The 16,992-nt window shown below is 71.0% G+C and carries 17 protein-coding genes and 1 pseudogene; 8 read left to right on the plus strand and 10 right to left on the minus strand.

The window, feature by feature from the left end; all coding sequences use genetic code 11:
- Positions 1–62: 62 nt before the first annotated feature.
- The 6 genes and pseudogenes from ADK36_RS47840 to hisN form a co-directional block, all read right to left on the minus strand.
- Positions 63–1,207, minus strand: a pseudogene (locus ADK36_RS47840) (ABC transporter substrate-binding protein).
- Positions 1,204–2,067 (minus strand): ABC transporter permease, encoded by an 864-nt coding sequence (locus ADK36_RS11250; RefSeq protein ID WP_048582113.1) that lies wholly within the window; start codon positions 2,065–2,067, stop codon positions 1,204–1,206. Before ADK36_RS11250 ends, ADK36_RS47840 begins: the two are co-directional and overlap by 4 nt.
- Entirely contained in the window at positions 2,064–2,840 is a 777-nt protein-coding gene (locus tag ADK36_RS11255; RefSeq protein ID WP_048582112.1) for an ABC transporter ATP-binding protein, read from the minus strand. Before ADK36_RS11255 ends, ADK36_RS11250 begins: the two co-directional genes overlap by 4 nt.
- A gap of 171 nt (positions 2,841–3,011) precedes the next feature.
- The gene (locus ADK36_RS11260; protein ID WP_048582111.1) at positions 3,012–3,428 is read right to left on the minus strand and encodes a Fur family transcriptional regulator; all 417 of its coding nucleotides are present in this window, start codon (positions 3,426–3,428) and stop codon (positions 3,012–3,014) included.
- Between the two features lie 167 nt (positions 3,429–3,595).
- Positions 3,596–3,988, minus strand: a complete 393-nt coding sequence (locus tag ADK36_RS11265; protein ID WP_048582110.1) for a CBS domain-containing protein — start codon at positions 3,986–3,988, stop codon at positions 3,596–3,598.
- Positions 3,989–4,284: 296 nt separating this feature from the next.
- A complete protein-coding gene (gene hisN / locus ADK36_RS11270) occupies positions 4,285–5,085 on the minus strand; it encodes a histidinol-phosphatase (RefSeq protein WP_048582109.1) in 801 nt (266 codons plus the stop codon).
- A gap of 654 nt (positions 5,086–5,739) precedes the next feature.
- Between hisN and ADK36_RS11275 the strand changes: the two genes are divergently transcribed.
- Positions 5,740–6,372, plus strand: coding sequence for a TetR/AcrR family transcriptional regulator (locus tag ADK36_RS11275; protein WP_048582108.1), 633 nt, complete (start codon positions 5,740–5,742; stop codon positions 6,370–6,372).
- Between the two features lie 24 nt (positions 6,373–6,396).
- Here the strand turns inward: ADK36_RS11275 and ADK36_RS11280 are convergent, their stop codons facing one another.
- The 4 genes from ADK36_RS11280 to ADK36_RS11295 form a co-directional block, all read right to left on the minus strand.
- Positions 6,397–6,720, minus strand: coding sequence for a DMT family transporter (locus ADK36_RS11280; RefSeq protein ID WP_030052453.1), 324 nt, complete (start codon positions 6,718–6,720; stop codon positions 6,397–6,399).
- A gap of 168 nt (positions 6,721–6,888) precedes the next feature.
- Positions 6,889–7,917 (minus strand): ribosome small subunit-dependent GTPase A, encoded by a 1,029-nt coding sequence (rsgA, locus tag ADK36_RS11285; protein WP_048582107.1) that lies wholly within the window; start codon positions 7,915–7,917, stop codon positions 6,889–6,891.
- Positions 7,918–7,928: 11 nt separating this feature from the next.
- Positions 7,929–9,245, minus strand: coding sequence for a 3-phosphoshikimate 1-carboxyvinyltransferase (gene aroA, locus ADK36_RS11290; RefSeq protein ID WP_048582106.1), 1,317 nt, complete (start codon positions 9,243–9,245; stop codon positions 7,929–7,931).
- Between the two features lie 133 nt (positions 9,246–9,378).
- Positions 9,379–10,101, minus strand: coding sequence for a M50 family metallopeptidase (locus ADK36_RS11295; protein ID WP_053197193.1), 723 nt, complete (start codon positions 10,099–10,101; stop codon positions 9,379–9,381).
- Positions 10,102–10,284: 183 nt separating this feature from the next.
- Here ADK36_RS11295 and ADK36_RS11300 point away from each other — a divergent pair, with 183 nt between their 5' ends.
- From ADK36_RS11300 to ADK36_RS11330, 7 genes are all read left to right on the plus strand, one after another.
- Positions 10,285–11,100 (plus strand): SOS response-associated peptidase, encoded by an 816-nt coding sequence (locus tag ADK36_RS11300; protein WP_053197195.1) that lies wholly within the window; start codon positions 10,285–10,287, stop codon positions 11,098–11,100.
- 64 nt (positions 11,101–11,164) lie between these two features.
- Entirely contained in the window at positions 11,165–11,794 is a 630-nt protein-coding gene (locus ADK36_RS11305; RefSeq protein WP_107086849.1) for an alpha/beta family hydrolase, read from the plus strand.
- Positions 11,795–12,051: 257 nt separating this feature from the next.
- On the plus strand, positions 12,052–12,747 hold the full coding sequence (gene sigR / locus ADK36_RS11310; protein ID WP_053197199.1) for an RNA polymerase sigma factor SigR: 696 nt from the start codon (positions 12,052–12,054) through the stop codon (positions 12,745–12,747).
- The gene (gene rsrA, locus ADK36_RS11315) at positions 12,744–13,046 is read left to right on the plus strand and encodes a mycothiol system anti-sigma-R factor (RefSeq protein WP_030052446.1); all 303 of its coding nucleotides are present in this window, start codon (positions 12,744–12,746) and stop codon (positions 13,044–13,046) included. The genes sigR and rsrA overlap by 4 nt, the downstream gene beginning before the upstream one ends.
- A 140-nt stretch (positions 13,047–13,186) precedes the next feature.
- Entirely contained in the window at positions 13,187–14,494 is a 1,308-nt protein-coding gene (locus tag ADK36_RS11320) for an HD-GYP domain-containing protein (RefSeq protein ID WP_053197201.1), read from the plus strand.
- Positions 14,491–15,768: an HD-GYP domain-containing protein gene (locus tag ADK36_RS11325; protein ID WP_078942572.1), complete on the plus strand. Its 1,278-nt coding sequence runs from the start codon at positions 14,491–14,493 to the stop codon at positions 15,766–15,768. Before ADK36_RS11320 ends, ADK36_RS11325 begins: the two co-directional genes overlap by 4 nt.
- A gap of 129 nt (positions 15,769–15,897) precedes the next feature.
- Complete coding sequence (locus tag ADK36_RS11330) at positions 15,898–16,878, plus strand: tetratricopeptide repeat protein (protein WP_048582100.1); 981 nt, start codon at positions 15,898–15,900, stop codon at positions 16,876–16,878.
- Positions 16,879–16,992 lie beyond the last annotated feature (114 nt).

The raw sequence follows: 16,992 nt of genomic DNA on the forward strand, positions 1-16,992 counted from the left end.
GGAATCCATAAGGGTTCCGGCCCTAGGTGTGTTTGATGTGGTTGATGTACTCACCGGAGATGTCAGGGCGCGTGCCCCGCAGCCTCCTCGTACAGCGTGCGGTTCACTGTCCGTGACTCCGGGAGCGGGCTGCCCTCCGCCGCGCCCTGGGCGTCGTAGGCCGACTGGAGCCGGGTTGTCGTGCCGGAGCGGATTTCCCAGTCCATGCGGAGGGGCGGGGTGGACTTGAGGATGGATTCCTCCGACTTCAGGAGCTTCGACAGATAGGTGACGAAGGTCGCATCCCGCTTGTAGTCCGAGGCGAAGTACGTGTTCACCGTGCGGATGTAGGCCCTGAGGAGTGCCACGCCCGCGTCCACGTCGTCCTGGAGCAGGGCGGGGCCGTACAGCATGCCGCCCAGTGGTTCGCCCTGCGGCTGACCTCCCAGGAAGGCGTAGCCCTGCTTGCCGTCCACCTTGCGCCAGACCGGATCCAGGAGCCATGCCGAGTCGACGCCGCCGTTCCGCAGGGCGGTGAGGACGTCGGCCGAGCCGAGTTGCTGGACTGGATGTCGGCCAGGCCGCCGCCGTGCCGCTCCAGCGCCCGCTCCATGGGGTACGCGATGACCGAACCCTTGCCGATCATCGTGCCCAGCCTGCGGCCGGCCATGGCGACGCGGCTCGCGCTCTCGCCCTCCTTCAGACGCGCCCACAGCCCGCTCTTCGACTTGGGGTCGGGCGAGAAGTTCCCCGCGACCCACTTGATGTCGAAGCCGCCCTTGATGCCGTTCATGACCGCGGCCTCCGGGGCCGCCCACAGGGCGTCGATGTCCCCCTTGGCCAGCAGGGGAAGTGCGTCCGGGGTCGGCAGGACCTTCAGCTCGACGTCCAGGCCCTCCTTCTCGAACTCGCCCTTGTCGAGCGCGACTTGCAGGGGCGCCACGTATTCGGCGCTCAGTGTTCCCGTCGCGATCGTCAGCTCGCGGGGCTCGGGCAGCGGCCGTGGGGGAGGGGCTCCGGGGAGGCAGCGGGCCGGTGGGCGGTTCGGGGAGAGGTCTTTCGGGTCGGTCCAGGACTTGGCGCCGCAACCCTCCACCGGGCGAACGGTGCGTTGTCCGGCGGCCGCCTTGGGCGAGGAGTCCGACTCGTACGGCGACGAGCACGCGGCCGACGCCAGCAGTGCTCCGGCGGCGACGACCACGCCGTAGACGCGCGTCCTCCTGCTCATGACTGGCCCCTGCCTCGGTCCCTGGGGGCCCACGGGGTGAGCAGGCGCCCGGCGAAGCGGATCAGTTCGGAGAAGAGCACGCCCAGGATCGCGACGCAGACGATGCCGACGAACATCACGTCGTTCTGGAAGAGCGCGCGTGAGTCGAAGATCAGGTGGCCCAGGCCGTCGGCCGCGGCGATCTGCTCCGACGCGACGATGACCAGGACCGCCACGCCCGCCGCGATCCGTGCGCCCACCAGGACCGACGGCAGGGACGCCGGCAGCAGGACGTGGCGGAACATCTGCCACGGGGAGGCACCGAAGACCTGCCCGGCGTCGCGGTGGCCGGAGGGGACGGACATGACCGCGGACATGGTCGAGATCCAGACGAAGAAGAACACCGTCGCCGCCACCAGGGCCACCTGCGGGCCCTCGCCCAGGCCGAACATGTTCAGGAAGATCGGCAGGAGGGCCAGTTTCGGTACGACGTACAGCGCGTCCAGCAGCGGCTCCAGTGCCGCACGCACCAGGGACAGGGAACCCATCAGCAGGCCCAGGACGTAGCCCGCCGCCGTGCCGACCGCGTATCCCGCCAGGACGCGCTTCAGCGTCGCCCATACGTCCGGCCACAGGTCGCCGGCCGCGGCCCGGTCCCAGCCGTCGGCGAGGATCGTGGACGGGGCCGGGTACACGCGATCGTCGATCCAGGCCCGGGTCGCGGCCAGTTGCCACAGGAGGATGAGGAAGAGAGGCACGGCGACCGCCAGTGACAGCTCCAGGGCGCGCCTGCGGCGGTGCGTGCGGGCGGCGTGGAGTTCCTGCGGGCCCGGGCGGCGGACCAGGACCGACTCGGTGGGTGGCTTCGCGAGTGTCGTCATGCCGGTACGGCCTCCTTCCGCAGCAGATCCCAGAGCTCGCTCTTCAATGCCGTGAACTCCGGTGTGGCGCGGATGTCGCCGGTGCGCGGGCGCGGGAAGGGCGGGCGGCGCTCGGCGATGATCCGGCCCGGGCGGGCGGACATGACCAGCACGCGGTCACCGAGGACGATCGCCTCCTCCAGGCTGTGGGTGATGAAGAGCGTGGTCGTCCTCAGGGTCTGGGTGATGTCCAGGAGCTCGTCCTGGAGGATCGTGCGGAGCTGGGCGTCGAGCGCGGCGAACGGCTCGTCCATCAGCAGCAGTTCGGGCTCGACCGCCAGCGCCCGGGCGATCGCCACGCGCTGGCGCATGCCGCCGGAGAGGGTGGCCGGGTAGGCGTCCGCGAAGTCCGACAGGCCCATGCGGGCCAGCCAGTCCTCGGCGCGGGCGTTCGCCTCGCGACGGGGGACGCGTTGGATGTCCAGGCCGAAGCGGACGTTCGCGCGGACGGTCTTCCAGTCGTAGATGCCGTAGTCCTGGAAGATCATGGCAGCCGGGCGCCGGTCGGCGGTGCGGATCTCCAGGGTGCCGGTGCTGGGGCGGAGCAGGCCCGCGGTGATCCGCAGCAGCGTGGACTTGCCGCAGCCGGACGGGCCGACGACACAGACGAACTCGCCGGGGGCGACGGTCAGATCGAGGGGGCCGAGGGCGTGGACCGTGTGGGGGGTTCGGCCGAAGGCGCGGGTGAGGTTGTGGGCCTTGAGTTTTGGATACGGCGAATGCGGCTCTCCCACTTCGGTCTCCTCGCGGAGTGCGGAACGGACGTGTGGGTGCCGTTGACCATATGACGGTCCGTCAGATTCGGGAACCCCGTCCGCAGGGGCACCCGCCGGGCGATGCGATGCGATGCGGACGGCACAAAGCCCCGGCACTCACCGGTGCCGGGGCTCGGGGTGAGGCGGGGCTCAGGCCTTCGCGCAGTTCGGGCAGGTGCCGCGGTATGTCACCTCGACGTCCGAGACCGTGAAGCCGAAGCGCTCGGAGTCGGGGAGGTCGGCCATCGGGTTGCCCGTCGGGTGGACGTCCCGGATCGCGCCGCACTGGGCGCAGACCAGGTGGTGGTGGGGCCGGTGGGCGTTCGGGTCGTACCGCTTGGCGCGCTTGTCGGTGGAGACCTCGAGCACCTCGCCGAGCGTGACCAGCTCGCCCAGCGTGTTGTAGACGGTCGCGCGGGAGATCTCGGGCAGCTTGGCGACGGCCCGGGCGTGCACCTCGTCGGCCGTCAGATGGACGTGATCGCCGGCGAGGACCTCGGCCACGACGCGCCGCTGCGCGGTCATCCGCCATCCGCGTCCGCGCAGCCGTTCCAGAAGGTCACTCATGGAGACCACCTTAACAGCAGGTGGACCAGGTTCCGAATGGATGTGACTTTGGATCTCGACTTTAGTTGGACAAAGTCCAGTATAGCTTCCGCGGAGCGGGCGACGACTTCGGGCCGGGTTCCTTCGGGAGCCCGGCCCGTTTCGCGTGCCGTCGTTCGGGTCGCTTCCTAGGCCGGCGCGTGCTGCCGTACGGGGGCCCAGCAGCGGATGATGTCGCGGACCGAGACGATGCCCACCGGCTCGTCGTGATCCAGCACGATCAGATGCCGGAAGCCGCCGTGCGCCATGGCGCGGGCCGCCTCCTCCAGGGTCCATGACGGGGCGGCGAACACGACGTTGTTGGTGGTGTGGTCGTGGGCGCGTTCGGTGTCCGGGTTCTGTCCGAGGCCGACGGAGTTGAGGATGTCGCGTTCGGTGAGGATGCCGATGCCGCCGGCGTCGGGGTCGTGGACCACGGCCGCGCCGATCCGACGGGCGGCCATCAGTGCCGCGGCCTGGCGAAGGGTGTGGGTGGGGCCGATGGTGAGGACCACGGTGCTCATGGCGTCACGTACGAGCATGGATGGAGCCACCTCCTGAAGTGCCCCCGCACCGTTTGTTCAGGATTTCACAAATTCACAAGTGGGGGGACTCTCAGAGTGACAGGTAAAGAGGGGGTCAACAAGGGGGCGCTCAGCAGCGCTCGCGGTGATCGACTGCCTTGGCGGTGTGGGCAGTTGCGCCCCGCTGAGAGTGTGCCCCGCAGACTCTGCGAGGCGATTCGCAGATAGGAATCGGGAGATTCTCTGCGTCAACACTCCTGACTACCCAAGGTAGCCATCAGGGCAAACAGGCTTTGCGCCGAACGTAGTCGGCTTCAGCAGCGCTCGTTGAGGTACCCGAGGAACTCGTCGTGCAGGAGGCCGTTCGAGGCGGCGGCGTTGCCGCTGTGCGGGCCGGGGCGGCCGTCGAGGCCGGTGAAGGTGCCCCCGGCCTCCGTCACGACGATCGCGGTGGCGGCCATGTCCCACAGGGACAACTCCGGCTCCGCGCAGATGTCCACCGAACCCTCGGCGACCATCATGTACGGCCAGAAGTCGCCGTACGCGCGCGTGCGCCACACCTCGCGTGTGAGGTCGAGGAAGCCGCCGAGGCGGCCCTGCTCCTCCCAGCCGCTGAGCGAGGAGTACGCGAACGAGGCGTCCGTCAGCTTCGAGACACGGGAGACCTGTAGCCGGGTCGCGGACGAGAGGCTGCGGCCGGTGAAGGCGCCGTGACCCTTGGCTGCCCACCAGCGGCGTCCGAGGGCGGGGGCGGAGACGACGCCGACTACCGGCTGGTAACCGCCCTCTCCCGCCTCCATCAGGGAGATGAGGGTGGCCCAGACCGGGACGCCGCGTACGTAGTTCTTGGTGCCGTCGATCGGGTCGATGACCCAGCGGCGGGGGCCCGTGCCCTCGATGCCGTACTCCTCGCCGAGGATCGCGTCTCTCGGGCGGGCCCGCTGGAGCTGTCCGCGGATCAGCTCCTCGGCGGCCTTGTCGGCCTCGCTCACCGGGGTCATGTCCGGCTTGGTCTCGACCTTGAGATCGAGTGCCTTGAAGCGGTCCATGGTGGCCGCGTCGGCGTTGTCCGCGAGGACGTGGGCGAGGCGGAGGTCGTCGAGGTAGTCCGGCATGGAACGAACCTATCTGTCGTGGTCGGGGTGGGGCTACAGGGCCCAGCGGATCAAGTTCCGCCGCGTTCTCTCGCCCCCGCCGCCCCTACCCGTCCCATCCCCAGGGGCTCCGCCCCTTCGACCCCGCCAGGGGGCTCCGCCCCCTGGACCCCCATCGGCCCTGAAGGGGCCTCGTCCTCAAACGCCGGACGGGCTGAAGATGCCCGGACGGGCGCCGAAACGTGATCGCTGGACGGGCGCCGAAACGTGATCGCTGGCCGCCGTGAGGCGAGGCCGGCTGTGGCCCGTGGCCTGGAACGGCGGATGGGCCGGCGGCGAGAAGTGGCCGTATGCCGGCATCTGGATGGCGTACCCCCACGAGCCCGCAGTCGCCCACGGCGGTGAGGGGACGTGTCGGGGGGTGTCCGCCCGCAGAGTCCGGTGTCAAGTAACAGGACCCCCTGGCAGTACGCCAGCCCGCCGGACCGAGGACGGACACCCCCCGGCGCGGCCCCGACCCACCCACCGGCCGAACCGCGCTACACGCACCCCCACCCAACCCGCACAGGCGCCGCAGGCATCAACGCGCGCCCCCACGTACCTTCGCGAACCCTTGACAGTGCCCCTGTGCGCGTCAAATCTGGGCGCAGAGCCGCTCGTCCCAGGGAGGCGACGATGCCTGCAGCGCGGGAATCCCTGCTGGACGCCGCGTACACGGCGCTGGCGCGTCGGCCGTGGTCTGCCGTGCGGATGGTGGACGTGGCCGCCGCGGCCGGAGTGTCCCGGCAGACGTTGTACAACGAGTTCGGGAGCAAGGAAGGGCTCGCCCGCGCGCTCGTGCGCAGGGAAGCCGACGGCTACCTCGCCGGCGTCGAACGCGCCCTCACCGCCCACAGCGACGCCCGGGAACGCCTCACCGCCACCGCGGAGTGGACCGCCGCACACGCCCGCGACAACGCCCTGGTCCGCGCCATGCTCACCGGCTGCTGGAGCGAGCGCCTGCCCGCACCGACGCTGTCCGCGGTGCCCTCCACCTCGGCCGTACCGGCGCAGCGACGGGCGGACGGGCCGCTCCCGTCTCCGGGTGACTTCGTGGCCATCGTGCGTGACAGGGCCGTAGTGGTTATCTCTGGACCTGGATCTGGATCTGGTCCGGGGACCGGGATCAGCAAGTCCGACCTCGCCGACCTCGCCCGGTCCTGCGAACTCGTCGTCAGACTGGCCCTGTCCTGTGTCGCCGCCCCGCCCGGCGAAGGCGGCGTCGCCGATCTCGTACGCAGTGCGCTGCACCGGCAGTTGGCGGGCTGACTTTCCCGCGGCACGGCAGCTGGCTCAGTGGGCCGAACCCGACAACTGAAGGCCGACGACCCCCACGATCACCAGGCTGATCGACACGATCTTCAGCGTCGACACGATGTCTCCGAGGAAGATCATCCCGTAGATCGCGGTACCCGCCGCCCCGATCCCCGTCCACACCGCGTACGCCGGCCCCACATCCAGCTTCTTCAGCGACAGCGTCAGCAGCCCGAAACTGCCGAGGGCGAAGATGCAGAAGGCGACCGTGGGCCAGAGTCGGCTGAAGCCGTGCGACAGCTTCAGGCAGACGGCGAAGCCGGTTTCGAGCAGCCCCGCCACGATGACCAGCAGCCACGCCATGTGCTGTCCTCCCGTATCCCTGCGTTCTGTGACCGCTTCATCGGGTTCGTCTGGCTTTGGTCGGACTTGGATTCGGCTTGGTGCGATTATGCCTTTACCGGTCTCGCAGGGGGACAAACAACGCGGAGGTCAATCCCCTTCCTCAGTTGCCTTCCTCAGTCCCTCTCCTCAGTCGCCTTCCGTGCGCTCCCGCGTCGCCAGCAGCCGCCGCAGCGAGTACAGCCGCGCGGGATCGGCGTGCCCCTGCGTCACCCAGTCGTCCAGCGCGCAGTCCGGTTCGTCATGACTGCACGCACGGGGACAGCCTTCGGTTCCCGGTTCCAGGTCGGGGAACGCGTGGATCACCCGGGACGGGTCGATATGAGCCAGGCCGAAGGAACGGACGCCGGGGGTGTCGATCACCCAGCCGCCCGCTGCCGCCTCCGCTCCCGCTCCCGCCAACGGCAGTGCCAGCGCCGACGTCGTCGTGTGGCGCCCCCGGCCCGTCACCGCGTTCACATGGCCCGTCGTACGCCTGCGTTCCTCCGGTACCAGCGCGTTCACCAGCGTCGTCTTGCCCACACCCGAGTGACCGACGAACGCCGTGACCCGGCCCGTCAGTTGCTCCCGCACCCGGTCCGCCGCGCCCCCGGCCGCCAGTTCCTCCCGGCTGGTGACGACGTACGGGATGTCCAACGCTCCGTACAGCTCAAGGAGTTTGTCCGGCGGAGCCAGGTCCGACTTCGTCATCACCAGCAGCGGTTCCAGGCCGCCGTCGAACGCCGCCACCAGACAGCGGTCGATCAGCCGGGGCCGCGGCTCGGGGTCGGCGAGGGCGGTGACGATGGCGAGTTGGTCGGCGTTCGCCACGACCACCCGCTCGTACGGATCGTCGTCGTCCGCGGTACGGCGCAGCAGTGATGTCCGCTCCTCGATCCGCACGATCCGCGCGAGCGTGTCCTTCTTCCCGGACATGTCGCCGACCAGCGCCACCCGGTCACCGACCACCGCCGCCTTGCGGCCGAGTTCGCGGGCCTTCATCGCCATGACGATCCGGTCCTCGACGAGGCAGGTCAGGCGACCCCGGTCGACGGTGAGGACCATGCCCTCGGCGGCGTCCTCGTGCTTGGGCCGGATGTTCGTACGGGGTCGGGTGTTCCGCCGGCCCGGGCGGGTGCGGATGTCGTCCTCGTCGGTGTGCTTGCCGTAGCGGCGCATGGCGAGAGTCCCTACGCCCCGAGCATCCCGGTCCACAGTTCGGGAAAGTCCGGCAGTGTCTTCGCCGTCGTCGCCACGTTCTCGATCCGTACGCCCTCGACCGCGAGGCCGATGATCGCGCCTGCCGTCGCCATGCGGTGGTCCTCGTAGGTGTGGAAGACGCCGCCGTGCAGTCGACGCGGGCGGATGTGCAGGCCGTCGGCGGTCTCGGTGACGTCACCGCCGAGTTCGTTGATCTCCTTGGTCAGCGCGGCCAGACGGTCGGTCTCGTGCAGACGCAGGTGCGCGACGCCGCGGAGCGTGGAGGGGGAGTCGGCCAGAGCGGCGACCGCCGCGATGCCCGGGGTGAGCTCGCCGACCTCGCTCAGGTCCACGTCGATGCCGTGGATCGCACCCGAACCGGTGAACACGAGCCCGTACTCGGTGAGTTCGCAGGAACCGCCCATCTCGGTGAAGATCTCGCGCAGCCGGTCGCCGGGCTGGGTGGTGCGGCTCGGCCAGTCCGGGACGAGGACCTTGCCGCCGGTCACCAGCGCCGCCGCCAGGAACGGCTGGGCGTTGGACAGGTCCGGCTCGATGGTGAGGTCACGGCCGAGCAGCGCGCCCGGCGTGACCCGCCAGACGTTCGGCTCGCCGCCCGACTCCGGGGTGTCCACCTGGGCGCCGACGGCGCGCAGCATGTCGACGGTCATGCGGATGTGCGGCATCGAGGGAAGCGAGGAACCGATGTGCCGCACCTCCACGCCCTGGTTGAAGCGCGGGCCGGACAACAGCAGCGCCGACACGAACTGGGACGACGACGAGGCGTCGATCTCCACCGGGCCGCCGTCCAGGGCGCCCCCGCCCTGCACCGTCAGCGGCAGCGCGCCCCGGCCGTCGTCGTCGATCCGGGCGCCGAGGACGCGCAGGGCGTCGATCACGCCGTTCAGGGGGCGCTCGTACGACCTGGGGTCGCCGTCGAAACGGATGGGGCCGTCGGCCAGCGCGGCGACCGGCGGCAGGAAGCGCATCACCGTGCCCGCGTTGCCGACGTCGACCGTGGTCGGACCCCGCAGGCCCGCGGGGAGGACACGCCACGCCTCGCCGGTGCCCTCGGGGCCGACGCCCTCCTCGATGCCGACGCCCATCGCCCGCAGCGCGCCGGCCATCAGCAGGGTGTCGCGGGAGCGCAGTGGGCGGCGCAGCCAGCCGGGCTCGCTCGCCAGGGCGGCGAGGACGAGAGCGCGGTTGGTGACCGACTTGGACCCGGGCACGTGGACCGTCGCGTCGACGGCTCCGCTCGCGTGCGGGGCGGGCCAGAGGGCGGTGTGTGCGTCGTTCGGGGCCATGGCCCCACTTTATAAGCAGGGGGTTGCGCAGGTCGTTGTTCGGGTGCGGCGCCGTGGGGGCTGACCGGGCCCACGCGACGGAGCCGTAAATCGTTACCGCCCCGGCCCCTGTGACTCGCCCCTTCGGGGCTTGTCACATCTCCAAGAGCCACCGTCCGCCGCCTATCAGAGAGCACAACGACACCGCGTGGAACAAGAACAGCCACAAGCCCGCCGGCACATGCGTCAGGCGTGACAACTGATCCGCGTCCGAGTCGCCCGCCCCGCCCCGTGCCCGCTTCGCCTGTAGCTCGAATGCCGGACGCACCCCGCCCAGCAGCAGGAACCACACCACCACATACGCGAACGCCGCCTGCACCTGCGGCCCGGTCAGCCAGCTCACCAACACGAACGTGCCGCCTGTGACGAACACCGTCAGGGCCCCGTACGCGTTCCGGATCATCACCAGCATCGCCACCAGCAGGGCCGTCGCCAGCCACAGGAGCAGGGTGATCCGGCCCGCGGCCAGCAGCGCGGCGCCGCCCAGGCCCAGCAGCGGGGGAGCCGTGTAGCCCGCGGCCGCGGTGAGGATCATGCCGATGCCGTGCGGCTTGCCGCGGCTGACGGTGAGGCCGCTGGTGTCGGAGTGCAGGCGTATGCCGGTCAGCGTCCGGCCGGTCAGCAGCGCCACCAGGCCGTGGCCGCCCTCGTGGGCGATGGTGATGGCGTTGCGCGAGAGGCGCCACAGGATCTGCGGGACGACGACGGCGAGCGCGACGACCAGGGTGGCGATCACGACCCACAGATCGGGGTCGGGCTGAGTACCGGAGACCTCGTCCCAGAGGGAGGCGAGCGAGGCGGATGCGGTGCTGTCCATGTAGGGCGACGGCTCCCTGTGGTCGGATGGAGTCTGGCAGTGTGGCACGTACGTGCGGGTGCTATCTCAGACGTCGACGTGGCCGCGATCGTTCCTGACGACGAACGTGCAGGTCACGACGTTGGAGCCGCGGCGGCCAGGCGGACACGAGGGACCAGCGCTCGGTCGGAGGGGTGGGTAAGGATGTGCGGACGGTATGCGGCGAGTCGTGGTCCCGAGGACCTCGCGGGGATCTTCGAGATCGAGAAGTGGGAGCCCGAGGAGACCCTGGAGCCGGACTACAACGTGGCGCCGACCAAGGAGGTCCACGTCGTCCTCGACCGCCCCCTGAAAGACGCTGCCGACCCCCGGCCGGTTCGACAGCTGCGCAAGTTGAAGTGGGGGCTGGTGCCCAGCTGGTCCAAGACCCCCGAGAGCGCCTTCAAAATGATCAACGCGCGCGCGGAGACGGTGCACGAGAAGCCCTCGTACCGGCGGGCCTTCACCTCCCGGCGGTGCATCATCCCCGCCGACGGCTACTACGAGTGGGTCACCGGCAAGCAGGAGCGGGATCTGGAGGTCGAGGGCAGGAAGAAGCGGCCGCGCAAGCAGCCGTACTTCGTGCTGCCCGCCGACGGGTCGGTGTTCGCGATGGCGGGGCTGTACGAGTTCTGGCGGGACCGGACGCTGCCCGACGAGCACCCGCAGGCCTGGTGGGTGACGTGCTCCGTCATCACGACGGAGGCGGAGACGAGCCCGCTGGCGGTGACGTCCCCGGAGGGCCCGAACGCGCTGGCCGACATCCACCCCCGGATGCCGCTGATGCTGACCCCGGACCGCTGGGACGCCTGGCTCGACCCGTCCCGCACCGACCCCGAAGAGCTGCGGACCCTGCTCGACCCGCCGCCGGAGGGCCTGATGCGGGCCTACCCGGTCTCCACACTGGTCAGCAACGTCCGCAACAACGGCCCGGAGCTGCTGAAGGAGCTGGACGGCCCCGAAGAGGGCACACTCTTCTGATGTGGCGGGCGGGACGGATGCAGCGGACGGGACAGGCACGACGGACGTGGCGGATGTGACGGATGTGACGACCGAGATCGTTGGTACGGATGCGGGGGACGCCCGCGTCACCTGGCACCCGGCGAGGAAGCCCCGGCTCGTGCTGGCGGTGAGTCACGGCGCCGGCGGTGGCATCGAGGCCATGGACCTGCGGGCGCTGGCCGATGTCCTGCCCGGGCACGGAGTGACCGTCGCCCGCGTCGAACAGCCCTGGCGCGTCGCCGGCAAGAAGGTGGCACCCGCGCCGAAGACCCTCGACGTCGGCTGGCGCGGCATCTGGCCCGCGCTCGCCGCGCCCGGCCTGCCCGTGATCTCCGGCGGGCGCAGCGCCGGGGCCCGGGTCGCCTGCCGTACGGCCGTCGAACTCGGCGCCCACGCCGTGCTCGCGCTGAGCTTCCCCCTCCACCCGCCGGGCAAGCCCGAGAAGTCCCGCGCCGACGAGCTGCTCGGCGCCGGGGTGCCGACTCTCGTCGTGCAGGGCGGGAACGATCCGTTCGGGAAGCCGGAGGAGTTCCCGGACGGGGACTTCGAGCTGATCGAGGTGCCGTACGGCGATCACGCGTTCGCCGTGCCCAAGAGGGCGCCCCTCGATCAGGACGAGGCTGTGGCGATCATCACGGACGCGGTCGTGAAGTGGGTCGGGTCACTCGGGTAAAGGTCCGGGAATGTCGGGGCTCCGGCCTCTGTTGTGGCGGACAGCGGTGCTGAAACACCGGCGCCGACGTCGTAGGAGAGGAAGTCCGCCGCATGGGTTCGACCTTCTGCCCGGCCCGCAGCAGCCGTACTGACCTGGACTGGACGGTGTTGCATGCGGCCAGGACCGCTCCAATTCGAGGGGCGGCAGGTACGGCAGGTCGTCTATCCTCCGATTCAGGCGGGACCGGATTCGGTGCTGCCCGGAATCTTGAGGAGGTGGGTCCGGTTCCCGGTACCGACGCAGGGACCGACGACGGCCAGGCGGAGCAGCCCGAGGGCCAGGGCATGAGCGTGGACACGTCCGCGGAGACGACCGCCGAGCGCAGCGCGCGCTTCGAGCGGGACGCGCTCGAATTCCTCGACCAGATGTACTCGGCCGCCCTGCGCATGACGCGCAACCCGGCCGACGCCGAGGACCTGGTGCAGGAGACGTACGCCAAGGCGTACGCGTCCTTCCACCAGTTCCGCGAGGGCACCAACCTGAAGGCGTGGCTGTACCGGATCCTCACCAACACCTTCATCAACTCGTACCGCAAGAAGCAGCGCGAACCCCAGCGCTCCGCGGCCGAGGAGATCGAGGACTGGCAGCTCGCGCGGGCCGAGTCGCACATGTCGACGGGCTTGCGCTCCGCGGAGTCGCAAGCGCTCGACCACCTGCCCGACTCGGACGTGAAGGAAGCCCTCCAGGCGATCCCCGAGGAGTTCCGCATCGCCGTGTACCTCGCCGACGTAGAGGGCTTTGCGTACAAGGAGATCGCGGACATCATGGGGACACCCATCGGTACGGTGATGTCCCGGCTGCACCGGGGACGCCGTCAACTGCGCGGCATGCTCGAGGACTACGCCCGTGAGCGCGGACTGGTCCCGGCCGGCGCCGGAGAGTCGAACGAAGTGAAAGGTTCGGGCTCATGAGCTGCGGAGAGCCGCACGAGACGGACTGCAGTGAGGTACTCGATCATCTCTACGAGTTCCTCGACAGTGAGATGCCGGACGTCGACCGCGACAAGTTCAAGCAGCACTTCACGGAGTGCTCGCCGTGCCTGGAGAAGTACGGGCTCGAAGAGGCCGTGAAGAAGCTGGTCAAGCGCTGCTGCGGGCATGACGACGTGCCGACGGACCTGCGTGCCAAGGTCCTGGGGCGGCTCGACCTGATCCGCTCCGGCCAGGCCGTGCCCGACCATGACGTGACCGCCACGCCGCAGGAGTCCTGAACCACGGGAGTCCCTGGTCCCAGGCGTCCTGAACGGACGGCCGTCACTCGAACGTGCTAATCCCCCGGTCATAACACCGCGGACCTCCCCTCGGCCGCTCTAGGCTCCCGTGCCGGGAAGGCCTGGCCGGGGAGGAGCACATGGAGGCGATACCTGCACGGGCGCGTGTGTACGTCGTCTGTGTCGCCCTCGCTGCCCTGTTCTGCCTGCACCCGCTGTCGGTCGCCGGCACCCCTTGGTGGGCGGTGGCACTGCTCGCCGCCCTCTACGTCGGCGGTGAGCGGATCGCCGCCAAGTGGCGGCTGGCGGGCACCTTCTATCCCGTGCTGCTCGCCGGGGCCGTCCTCCTGCCGCCGTACGCGGCCGCGCTGGTACCCGTGCCGGGGGCGCTGCTGTCCCCCGTCGCCCAACAGCCGCGTCGGCTGCGCCGGTTGTGGCGGGCGGCACAGTCCGCTGTCGCGGTGTGGGCGGCCGCCCGGGTGCACGAGGCGCTCGGCGGCCAGGACGCCGTTCTCGCCTCCGACTTTCCGTACGCGCTCGCGCCCGCCGGAGCCTCGGCGCTGACGTTCTGCCTCGTCCTGACCGCCCTGGACGGCGGGATTCTCGCGCTGGCCGAGCGAGTGCCGGTACGGCGTGCCTGGCGGGGGCTGTTCCTGCGCTCGCTCGCGCCGATCGCCGTGCACGGTCTGGCCGGGCTGATGATGGCCGTGCTGTGGCGCAGTCCCTACGGCCCGGTCGCCGCGCTGCTGGTGCTGCTGCCGATGTGCGTGTCGTGGTGGGTGTTCGCCCAGTACCACCGGGAACGCGCGGCCCATCAGGCGACCATCCGGGCGCTGGTCCAGGCCGTCGACATCAAGGACGGCTACACCCGCGGCCACAGCGAGCGGGTCGGCCAGGCCTCGATGATGATCGCGCGGGAGCTGGGCATGGCCGACGAGCGTGTCGAGATGCTCCGCTTCGCCGGGATCCTGCACGACGTCGGCAAGCTGGGCGTGCCCACGCGGCTGCTGCGCAAGGACGGGCCGCTCACGCCCGAGGAACGGCGCGTGATCGAGCTGCATCCCGAGTACGGGCACGAGATGGTCCGGGGGATCTCCTTCCTCGGCGAGGCCCGCGCCGCCGTACTGCACCACCATGAGCGGCTCGACGGGAGCGGCTACCCCTACGGGCTGAGGGGGAGCCAGATCCCGGAGTCGGCGCGGGTGGTGGCGGTCGCGGACGCGTTCGACGCGATGACGTCGAACCGGTCGTACTCCAGGGCCCGGCCGGTACCGGTAGCCCTGCGGGAGCTGGAGAAGTGCGCGGGCGCGCAGTTCGACCCCGCGATGGTCACCGCCCTCGTCAGAGCCGTGGACCAGCAGGGGTGGCATCCCGCCGTGACCGCCGACGAAACGTCCGTGCCCCCGCCCCGCCCGCCCGTCTCCAGTGCCCCGGAGACCCACCGATGAGCGCCCCGAGACCACCCTTCCTGCTCACCCTCGTCCACGCCTGCGCCGCCCTCCTCGCCGCCGTCTGCCTGATCGGCACCCTGGGGAGCGGCGGCCTCGGCGAACGCGGCACGGCGCTCGCCTTCGGCGCGCTCGTCACCCTCGGCGAGCTCACCCGGTGGACGGCAGCGGAGGGCAGGGAGGCCGCGCCTCTCGGGGCCGCCGCAGCGCTGTCGTACGCCCTCCTGGGGGAGAACGGCGGACATCCCACCGAGCACGGCGTCGCCCAGGTTCTCAGCGTCGTCCTCGCGGCCGCGCTCCTCGGGAGCGTGCCGCACATCGCGCGGGGCCGTCCCGTCCTCGACCACCTCGCCCGTCGCGTGCTCACCGTCGGCTTCGCGGCCGTCTGCTTCCAACCCCTGTACAACCAGGGCACGTTCCACGGCTGGGGCACCGCGTACGCCCTGCTCCTGCTCGCGATCCTCACCCTCACGGCCCTGTGCGACGCGCTGCTCGCCGCCGCGCTGGCGCACTCCCGCACCCGGTGGCCGTTCGGGCCGCTGCTGCGGGACCAGCTGCGGGCGACGCTGGGGATCGGGTCCGCCGTCTGTGCGACGGGCGCGGTGATGGCGCTCGCGGTCGCCGTGGCCGGGCTGTGGGCGCTGCCCGTCTTCTCACTGCCCCTCCTGCTCACCCAGATGTCCCTGCGCCGGTACGCGGCCGTCCGGGCGACCTACCGGCAGACCATCGCCTCCCTCGCCCGGGCCACCGAGATCGCCGGGTACACACCGGCCGGACACGCCAGGCGGGTGGCCGCGCTCAGCCGGGAGGTCGGGCGGGACCTGGGCCTGTCCGGGGCCGAGCTCACCGTGCTGGAGTACGCGGCCCTCATGCACGACATCGGGCAACTCAGCCTGGTCGATCCGGTGCCGGCCGGCGCCACCGCCGTGCTGCCCGTCGAGGAGCAGCGGCGGATCGCGCTGCTGGGCGGGGCCGTCGTACGGCAGACCGGGGTGAGCCCGCAGGTGGCGATGGTCGTGGAGCGGCTTGCCGACCCCTGCCCGGAGCAGCCGGTCGCCGCGCGGATCGTGCGGGCGGTGAACGCCTACGAGGAGAAGACCCGCGACGCCGGGCCCGGCGGGCCGCTGAGGGCGCTGGAGGAGCTTCGGCTGGGCACCGCCGGGGACTATGCGCCGGAGGTGGTGGGGTCGCTCGCACGGGTGCTCCGAATCCAGGGGGCGGCGCGAGGCGCCTCTGGCAGGGTGGTGGTGGGTGACGGGTGGGGGACTGTCTGACACCCCCTGTGGCTGGGTAACCCATGGGTAATGAGCGCCCTTCCAGCCGTACGTGGTTGGATGCGAATGAGAGGGTGTCCGGGGGCGAGCACTAGCCAGCCCACTCCACGGAACTGGCAGGCGGGAATCGTGAGGATCTTCGGCAAGGGACGGCACCGGCCCTCCGCCTCCTGGCGGCAGGCCACCGACCGTGCGTTCACGTTGATCGGCGACGGTCGGTACGAGGACGCGGGCGCGTTGCTGACACGTGCCGCCGATCTGGAGCCCTGGCTTTCGGAGTCCTGGTTCAATCTCGCCCTGCTGCACAAGTTCCGGCACGACTGGGAGCAGGCCCGCGCGGCCGGACTGCGTGCCGTGGCGCTGCTCGACCGGGAGACCGGGGCGCCCGACTGGTGGAACGTCGGCATCGCGGCCACCGCCCTCCAGGACTGGCCGCTGGCCCGGCGGGCCTGGCAGGCGTACGGGCTGCGGGTGCCCGGCGGTGCGACCGACTCCGGTGAACCGCTCGGGATGGACCTGGGCAGCGCGGCCGTACGGCTGTCCCCGGAGGGCGAGGCCGAGGTCGTGTGGGGGCGGCGGCTCGACCCCGCCCGGATCGAGGTGCTGTCCATCCCGCTGCCGTCCTCCGGGCGGCGCTGGGGCGAGGTCGTGCTGCACGACGGGGTGCCCCACGGGGAGCGGACCACCGCGGCCGGGCATTCCTACCCCGTCTTCGACGAGATCGAGCTGTGGGCGCCCTCGCCGGTACCCACCTGGGTGGTCCTCCTGGAGGCCGCCACCGAGGCCGACCGGGACGCGCTGGAGCAGCTCGCGGCGGATGCCGGGTTCGCCGCGGAGGACTGGTCGTCGTCCGTGCGGCTGCTGTGCCGGATGTGCTCAGAGTCGCGGATGCCGTCCGACGAGGGTGACGGGGAGCATCTGGATCCGCACGACCACAGTGAGCCGGGTCACCCCGGGCCGCTGGGGCACCGGACCGATGGGCAGCTGTGGGTGCCGGAGCGGGAGTGCGGGGTGGCTGCGCCGGCTGCGCTGGTGCGGGGGTTGCTGGACGGGTGGGTCGCCGACAGTCCGGATTCCCGGGACTGGCGGGATCTCGAAGAGGTTTGCTAGACCGCGGCCGGCTGCGGGCTCGTCGTGACTGGTCGCGCCCACGCGGCGGAGCCGCATATTGACACGGTCCAGCGCCCCTGGAGGGGCGCTCCCCGTACCCTGTATCAGCATCAC

The sequence above is a fragment of the Streptomyces viridochromogenes genome (genome assembly GCF_001270495.1).
GTDB classification, from domain to species: Bacteria; Actinomycetota; Actinomycetes; order Streptomycetales; family Streptomycetaceae; genus Streptomyces; species Streptomyces viridochromogenes_A.

Excerpts from the sequence above, each read along its gene's own strand:
- ADK36_RS11250 (WP_048582113.1), bottom strand. The coding sequence starts at position 2,067 with ATGACGACACTCGCGAAGCCACCCACCGAGTCGGTCCTGGTCCGCCGC.
- rsrA (WP_030052446.1), top strand. The coding sequence starts at position 12,744 with ATGAGCTGCGGAGAGCCGCACGAGACGGACTGCAGTGAGGTACTCGAT.
- ADK36_RS11275 (WP_048582108.1), top strand. The coding sequence starts at position 5,740 with ATGCCTGCAGCGCGGGAATCCCTGCTGGACGCCGCGTACACGGCGCTG.
- ADK36_RS11300 (WP_053197195.1), top strand. The coding sequence starts at position 10,285 with ATGTGCGGACGGTATGCGGCGAGTCGTGGTCCCGAGGACCTCGCGGGG.
- hisN (WP_048582109.1), bottom strand. The coding sequence starts at position 5,085 with ATGCCGGACTACCTCGACGACCTCCGCCTCGCCCACGTCCTCGCGGAC.
- ADK36_RS11295 (WP_053197193.1), bottom strand. The coding sequence starts at position 10,101 with ATGGACAGCACCGCATCCGCCTCGCTCGCCTCCCTCTGGGACGAGGTC.
- ADK36_RS11265 (WP_048582110.1), bottom strand. The coding sequence starts at position 3,988 with ATGCTCGTACGTGACGCCATGAGCACCGTGGTCCTCACCATCGGCCCC.
- ADK36_RS11325 (WP_078942572.1), top strand. The coding sequence starts at position 14,491 with ATGAGCGCCCCGAGACCACCCTTCCTGCTCACCCTCGTCCACGCCTGC.
- ADK36_RS11320 (WP_053197201.1), top strand. The coding sequence starts at position 13,187 with ATGGAGGCGATACCTGCACGGGCGCGTGTGTACGTCGTCTGTGTCGCC.
- aroA (WP_048582106.1), bottom strand. The coding sequence starts at position 9,245 with ATGGCCCCGAACGACGCACACACCGCCCTCTGGCCCGCCCCGCACGCG.
- rsgA (WP_048582107.1), bottom strand. The coding sequence starts at position 7,917 with ATGCGCCGCTACGGCAAGCACACCGACGAGGACGACATCCGCACCCGC.
- ADK36_RS11260 (WP_048582111.1), bottom strand. The coding sequence starts at position 3,428 with ATGAGTGACCTTCTGGAACGGCTGCGCGGACGCGGATGGCGGATGACC.
- ADK36_RS11280 (WP_030052453.1), bottom strand. The coding sequence starts at position 6,720 with ATGGCGTGGCTGCTGGTCATCGTGGCGGGGCTGCTCGAAACCGGCTTC.